6 protein-coding genes and 1 pseudogene are annotated in these 5,698 nt (G+C 33.6%); 5 read left to right on the forward strand and 2 right to left on the reverse strand.

The annotated features are described in order from the left end of the window. Positions 1-220: 220 nt before the first annotated feature. Positions 221-346 (reverse strand): annotated as a pseudogene (locus JN080_RS30100) (IS3 family transposase); the annotation flags it as partial. 779 nt (positions 347-1,125) lie between these two features. Here JN080_RS30100 and JN080_RS30105 point away from each other — a divergent pair. Next, positions 1,126-1,185, forward strand: a complete 60-nt coding sequence (locus tag JN080_RS30105) for a hypothetical protein (protein WP_375141801.1) — start codon at positions 1,126-1,128, stop codon at positions 1,183-1,185. Positions 1,186-1,561: 376 nt separating this feature from the next. Next, positions 1,562-1,810: a hypothetical protein gene (locus JN080_RS28105; RefSeq protein ID WP_256239246.1), complete on the forward strand. Its 249-nt coding sequence runs from the start codon at positions 1,562-1,564 to the stop codon at positions 1,808-1,810. A 199-nt stretch (positions 1,811-2,009) separates the two neighbouring features. Here JN080_RS28105 and JN080_RS28110 read toward each other — a convergent pair whose 3' ends face one another. Next, positions 2,010-2,690 (reverse strand): amino acid permease, encoded by a 681-nt coding sequence (locus JN080_RS28110; protein WP_256239247.1) that lies wholly within the window; start codon positions 2,688-2,690, stop codon positions 2,010-2,012. 596 nt (positions 2,691-3,286) lie between these two features. On the opposite strand from JN080_RS28110, the gene JN080_RS28115 reads away from it, so the two are divergent. From JN080_RS28115 to JN080_RS28125, 3 genes are all read left to right on the forward strand, one after another. Further along, entirely contained in the window at positions 3,287-3,625 is a 339-nt protein-coding gene (locus JN080_RS28115) for a hypothetical protein (RefSeq protein ID WP_256239248.1), read from the forward strand. A 363-nt stretch (positions 3,626-3,988) separates the two neighbouring features. Beyond that, positions 3,989-4,159: a Fur-regulated basic protein FbpA gene (locus tag JN080_RS28120; protein WP_256239249.1), complete on the forward strand. Its 171-nt coding sequence runs from the start codon at positions 3,989-3,991 to the stop codon at positions 4,157-4,159. 493 nt (positions 4,160-4,652) lie between these two features. Next, positions 4,653-5,288 (forward strand): YARHG domain-containing protein, encoded by a 636-nt coding sequence (locus tag JN080_RS28125; protein ID WP_256239250.1) that lies wholly within the window; start codon positions 4,653-4,655, stop codon positions 5,286-5,288. Positions 5,289-5,698 lie beyond the last annotated feature (410 nt).

Genomic DNA, 5,698 nt, shown 5'->3' on the forward strand with positions numbered 1-5,698 from the left:
TCTCAGCGCCGATGGTAGTTGGGACGCAAGTCCCTGTGAGAGTAGGACGTTGCCAGGCAAATGTAGGACAACCTGTTGAGTAATTGATAGGTTGTCTTTTTTGTGCATGTGGTCAAGACCCCCAAAAATAGACATTTGTAAAATACGACATTAAACTGCATTTTTGTAATTTAAGATAGTACTTTTTCGGAGAAACGAATCCAAGTTTGTATTGGGTTCGTTATTCGTTATAATACCGGATAAATTTTTGCAGGTCTTGTTGAAAAGTATGAATCTTTATACTTGGATAGAAACATGGAAATTCAGCTTTTAGATGGGAAAAAAAGCTCTCGATTACAGCGTTATCCCACGGGACATGCTTGGTGTGAACTTAAGATTCAGACTCAACTTATGATAATCAAAGATCCTGGGAGTATTTTTATACCAAAAAGTAAGGGGAAACTACTTAAATTGTTGTAGCTGAAAAGGCTTAATTTTCTTTGTTCCTAGTTTACTACAGATTAATAATAGCTTAATAAACTAGTAGTAACTTATTTAAAGAAGCAGATGGTTTGGAGTGAAAATAGTAATGTTAAAGAAAATGTGAAAAAAGAAAAGACTGCTCGCGGGATTAGCGTTAACTAGTGTATTAATGGGATCTGCCGGGGAATATGCTGCTCAAGATGGAGCTTTTGGAAGCAATCTTGTTGGATGACAGGCAGATGGTTCGGTTCAAACGCCAATTAACCAGTTGATCACACCGGCTGGAAAGCAAATTGAATTTAACGGCAACCCGATTTCCGTTGCGATCCATCCAAATGGCAAGACCGCTATAGATTTAAAAACCCAAAAAGTAGATTTATGTTTGTAACCATTTATCAATATGCAATATACTCAAAAAACTAATATCTCCTTTAAACAATATATTCTTTCACTCACATGAAATTAGAAAAAAGAAAGTAAAAATGAATTTCCAATAAACTAGGAATGCAATCTTGCTTTATCTATTACTCCAAAGGTTTGCAGAAATAATATTCCGTGGCCTTGTTATCCAACTAATTACCATCCCATACTTTTATTCCGAAAAATAGAGGTGTTTTTAATATACAACTTCGATATGCTGTCCAGCTTAAAAAACAAAATTTAATTAATAAGCTAATTAAATCAGGGATTTATAAAAAAATAACAACCATCTTTATGAATTGACATTGGATGATATTAAAAGCCCAATTTCTCAGTGTTATAAACGAGAAATTGGGCTTTCTTTACTTCAAGTGTCTACTCTATAGGGTACAGTTTACAATTCATTTAATCCTTTTATTTACTTCTTTTGCAGCTGTAAATCAGTTTGTAATTATTTGATATGCTTGAAATCCCCATAATATAAAAGGAGGAAGCCTGGCTTTCCGACCGGGCTTCCTGCTAGAGGTAAGAGATTATGTACCTGTCTAGAACGGCTAGGTACAGTTTGTGAACAAATTTACTATATCATGGCTTGTTTACAGTTTAGTTAATGGAAAAAAACAATTTAATAACAGATTTTTCTCATTTGTAAAAAAAAGAAAAAATCGGGAGAATGAACATGAATCAAGAAAAATGGGAGCAATTAAAAGAAAAACTCCTTAATGCGAAAGAAACAGCAAAAGCTAATAACGATTTAAACCAGTACCGAACATTGAAATGGGTACTTGGAGAAATGAACAAATTAGAGCAAAAAGAAGCAGCCGAATCATCATCGACTGCTGTTCATTTGGTCTTTTTCACAGGCTTTTTCTTATCCTGTTCGTTTTTCGTTTTCTCTGCGGTAACGATTAGCCTGAAATCCATGTAATCTAATAAAGACATTTAATTTTTTCCACCCCTTATTTTAGTTTTAAATAACCTTATATTAAAATCCTCTAGAGATTTTATATATATAAAAGGAGGAAACCCGGCTTTCCGACCGGGCTTCATGATGTAGGACGCAATTAGGTACATGTTTAGAACGGCTAGGTACAGTTTGTGAACGCATTTACTATATCATGGCTTGTTTACAGTTTAGTTAATGGAAAAGAACAATTTAATAACAGATTTTTCTCTTTTGTAAAAAAAGGAGAAAAGAGTCTATGGTACGGACGGTGAAGAATATTAATCGAATTAAAGATCACTACCATTAGGTTATTAAATTTTGCTCCCCATTCGATTCCAAATGTAAGCAGCCCAGCAATTGCTAAACTGATAATCATTGCTATTAAATTAACTTTGTGGACTGTTCCCGTTCCTGGTGCTCCCATGGCCCAAACGGGGAGGTGGATCGCAATATGATTAAGAATTTCATGCGCGTAACCAGACCAGCCAATTGCTACTACAGAGATTTCTAACGTGTACTCAAGGAGTAAATCCCAGTCGATCAGCCATGCTGCCTCTTCTCCTAATACTGCATAACTGTAGGTGTAGGCACTAGCTACCACCGGTATTAAGCCAGCAAATTCCGCGTAGCATAATGCTGCCGCCGGACTAGCAAGCCCTGCGATAATAAACGATAAGATCACTGCTGGTCCTGCTTGTTTAGCTGCTGCTACACCTGTTAGCACGAAAATGCCTACCCCAATAATCCCACCTAATCCAATTGCAGTAAGCTGCCATAATCCTAAGATTCGTTGTAGTCCAGTACTTGAAGTGCTTTCTTGTTGTAACTGGTCAATGGACTTTGTTCTAGCTTTAGGATTCATTGTTTTCCTTTACTCTTTCTGATAAAAGTAACAACCTAATTTTCAGAAAGAGGTTTTTGGCTAATATCACATCTATTCATTAAAACAAAAAAATATAAAAATTCCCTAAGACTAACCAGATTGTAAAAAATACGTAAACTATCAATAATGTTTTTTACTTATATTTAATACACGTAAATAGAACGGACAGTCCTCAATTTGATGGATTTTACTTAAGACTTGAATATTTTTTTAGTTTCTTAACTTAAGAGTTGAGGTATCCCCTTTATCGCCTCCAAAGATGGAATCGGTTGCACGTTTACTTCGTCTTTCTTGAAATTATCTGTTTAGTGGATACTTTCATCCATCTCCTTAAATCAATAAAATCAATCTCAAACGGTGTACATAAAAGCAGACCCTTTGAGTTAAATTTGTTACTTTTTCATTACCTATCTCTTTAACTAATTTAAAAATTACAAATTTTTCTTTTATTATAGAATGCTAACAATTAATTTAAGAGTGGTAAATTCCTAATTAATCTACAACTTTTTATTCTATAATGGCAACAACTAAAAGCAAGGAGGAAAAATAATTTTTAAAATTAAGGAGGAATAGAAATGGTATCTAAAACACTATTGAAATTATCAGTTCCCGTTCTTTCCGTCATGCTTGTTTCGGCTTGTGGCTATATTAAAGACATTAAAGAAAAGTTAAATCCTCATGATAGCCCAGTTGGCACACGTACAGAAGAACCTGCTAGTCCAACCAGCAGAGAAGTAAATCCATCCGCTAAGCCTGCCAAAGATGATTTAAACAATGATAGATCCACTAGTGAAGAGGATGATTCTAACACAGTTAATGGAAATGTTAAATCAAAAGATACTAACAATAGTGATTTAAATACAGATAAACCTATTAATAAAAAAATGCCCTCTAAAGGACCAACTAATAATTAATGTCGTATCTATCCTCCTTTTAGGAAATTAAATGAATTTTCATGAATATGTTTTCCAATTACATTTTCTTTTATTGATACAAGAACCTATTTTTATAAGAAAAATAAGTTTGATTTTATATCAAAAATGAAAAGGGAACGTAAACTGAGTTTTACATCTAACTAAGAGGGAAACTTATCTAAATTGGGTAAGGCAGGTGATTTTCTATGAAAAATTTCCACAAAAGACAAAAAAAGAAACATAATTTTTTAAAAGATTATTTGAAAAATATATTTTATAAAGAAAATGATATTCCGTGGTCTTGTGGACCAAATTATTATTGCCATCCTTGCTTACTTATATCCTTGAAATAGAGGTGTGTAAATGAAAAAGGTACTTCGAAATACTGTTCAGTTAAAAAGACAAAAAATAATTAATAAGCTAATCAAATCAGGGATTTATAAAAAAAATAACAATCATCTTTATGAATTGACTTTGAGTGATCTAGAAAAAGAGTACAGATATATTGAAAAAAAGATTTGGGGACAGGAATGAAGACTGGAAAGATAGATCCACTTTAATCAAAAACTACAGCATAAAAGACTTCGATAGAGCGTCTGTAATTCATGCAGACGCTTCTTTGCATTTTAATTATCATCACACCGTATAAGATAGGAATCCTCATGAAAATAAAAATCTCTCTGTAAGAAGGAGTTAGTTTGTGATGGTGAATCAAAGGATATACTTTTTACCTTTTTCCTGCACCCATTTTTTTGGTTCCGAACCTGCAACTTTCTTATTTACCTTCTAGGTGGCCAAGGTTTAGGTGCTTCTAGCCTCTGTTATCAAACTGTTCTTTTCTATTAACTAAACTGTAAACAAGCCATGATATAGTATAGTTGTATCCTTAGCAGAAGACCGGCTACTTAATAAAAGGAAAGCCGGGCTTTTTTAACCTGTCAGACAGAACAGCACCCCTGCTGATGACCTTTACTAGAAGCCAATTTGAATAATAAAGGGAAAAATCAATAGAAAGAGGAATATGTAAATGGATTTTTGCACAAATTGTGGTGAAAAGTTAAATGAATCTAGTCGATTCTGTACTAATTGCGGTTCAAAGGTGGCAAAAGCTAAGAAAAACATTACATCGGCTCCAAAAACGCGCATTGAAAAAAGGAAAGTTCGTTCGAAAACAATAGTATTAAGGAATAAGAGATTAGTGGTAGGGGTTGGATCAATTATTGGTTTGTTGTTCGTTTTATGCGTTGCTTACTTAATCATTAAAGATTTTAATAAGCATGTACCTAAAACGGATGTAGCAGCTACAAAAATGATGGATCAATCTAAAAATAATAATTTAGAAAATAATGTTAACCTGAATGGTAATAATTCAACAAAAAAAAATAGCAGTGACAGAAATCTTTCATCTTCAGATTATATTCTGCCTGATAGCGATAAGAGAGTTCTGAGTGAAGAAGACATTGCTATTCTTACAAAAGGGCAACTGCGTTTAGCTAGAAATGAGATCTACGCACGTCATGGGTATGTATTTAAATCGGCAGATTTGCAAAAATATTTTTCAAGTAAATCATGGTATAATGCAGACCCTTCCTATAATAGCTCTTTAAATGAAGTAGAAAAAGAGAATGTAAAGCTCTTAATGGCGAGAGGGGAACGTCTGTAATGGGTACCTTCTTTTGAATTAAGTCAAAAGCTAATTCATACTGGAATTATCGAAATGGTTTAAAAGAATAGGAGAGAACCATGGAAGGTAAAACACATATTGTTGGGGGCTTGGCAGCTTTCCTAAACATGAAATCAGGAAAGATTTCCACTTGTCTATTGACACTATCGATGTTAAGCTAATTGAGCTGATTTGTTAGCAGTTTCTTGTAAACGAATTTTTTAACCATAATTATTTCGGAGAAGTTGACAATGGCGAATCGGTATGGTAAGATAGTTCTTGTCGCTGAACAACATTCATCCTTTAAAAAAAGGTTGACGAAATGTTCAGTTAGGCATATAATATGAAAGTTGCTTTAATAAGATTGCTCTTTGAAAACTAAACAAACAAAAACGTCAACAATAACAAAC

This window comes from Bacillus sp. EB600, assembly GCF_024494385.1.
Lineage (GTDB): Bacteria > Bacillota > Bacilli > Bacillales > Cytobacillaceae > JAEVLT01.

What these genes read in the sequence shown, in the direction of transcription:
- JN080_RS28105 (WP_256239246.1), top strand. Translation starts at nt 1,562, where the DNA reads ATGAATCAAGAAAAATGGGAGCAATTAAAAGAAAAACTCCTTAATGCG.
- JN080_RS28110 (WP_256239247.1), bottom strand. Translation starts at nt 2,690, where the DNA reads ATGAATCCTAAAGCTAGAACAAAGTCCATTGACCAGTTACAACAAGAA.
- JN080_RS28115 (WP_256239248.1), top strand. Translation starts at nt 3,287, where the DNA reads ATGGTATCTAAAACACTATTGAAATTATCAGTTCCCGTTCTTTCCGTC.
- JN080_RS28120 (WP_256239249.1), top strand. Translation starts at nt 3,989, where the DNA reads ATGAAAAAGGTACTTCGAAATACTGTTCAGTTAAAAAGACAAAAAATA.
- JN080_RS28125 (WP_256239250.1), top strand. Translation starts at nt 4,653, where the DNA reads ATGGATTTTTGCACAAATTGTGGTGAAAAGTTAAATGAATCTAGTCGA.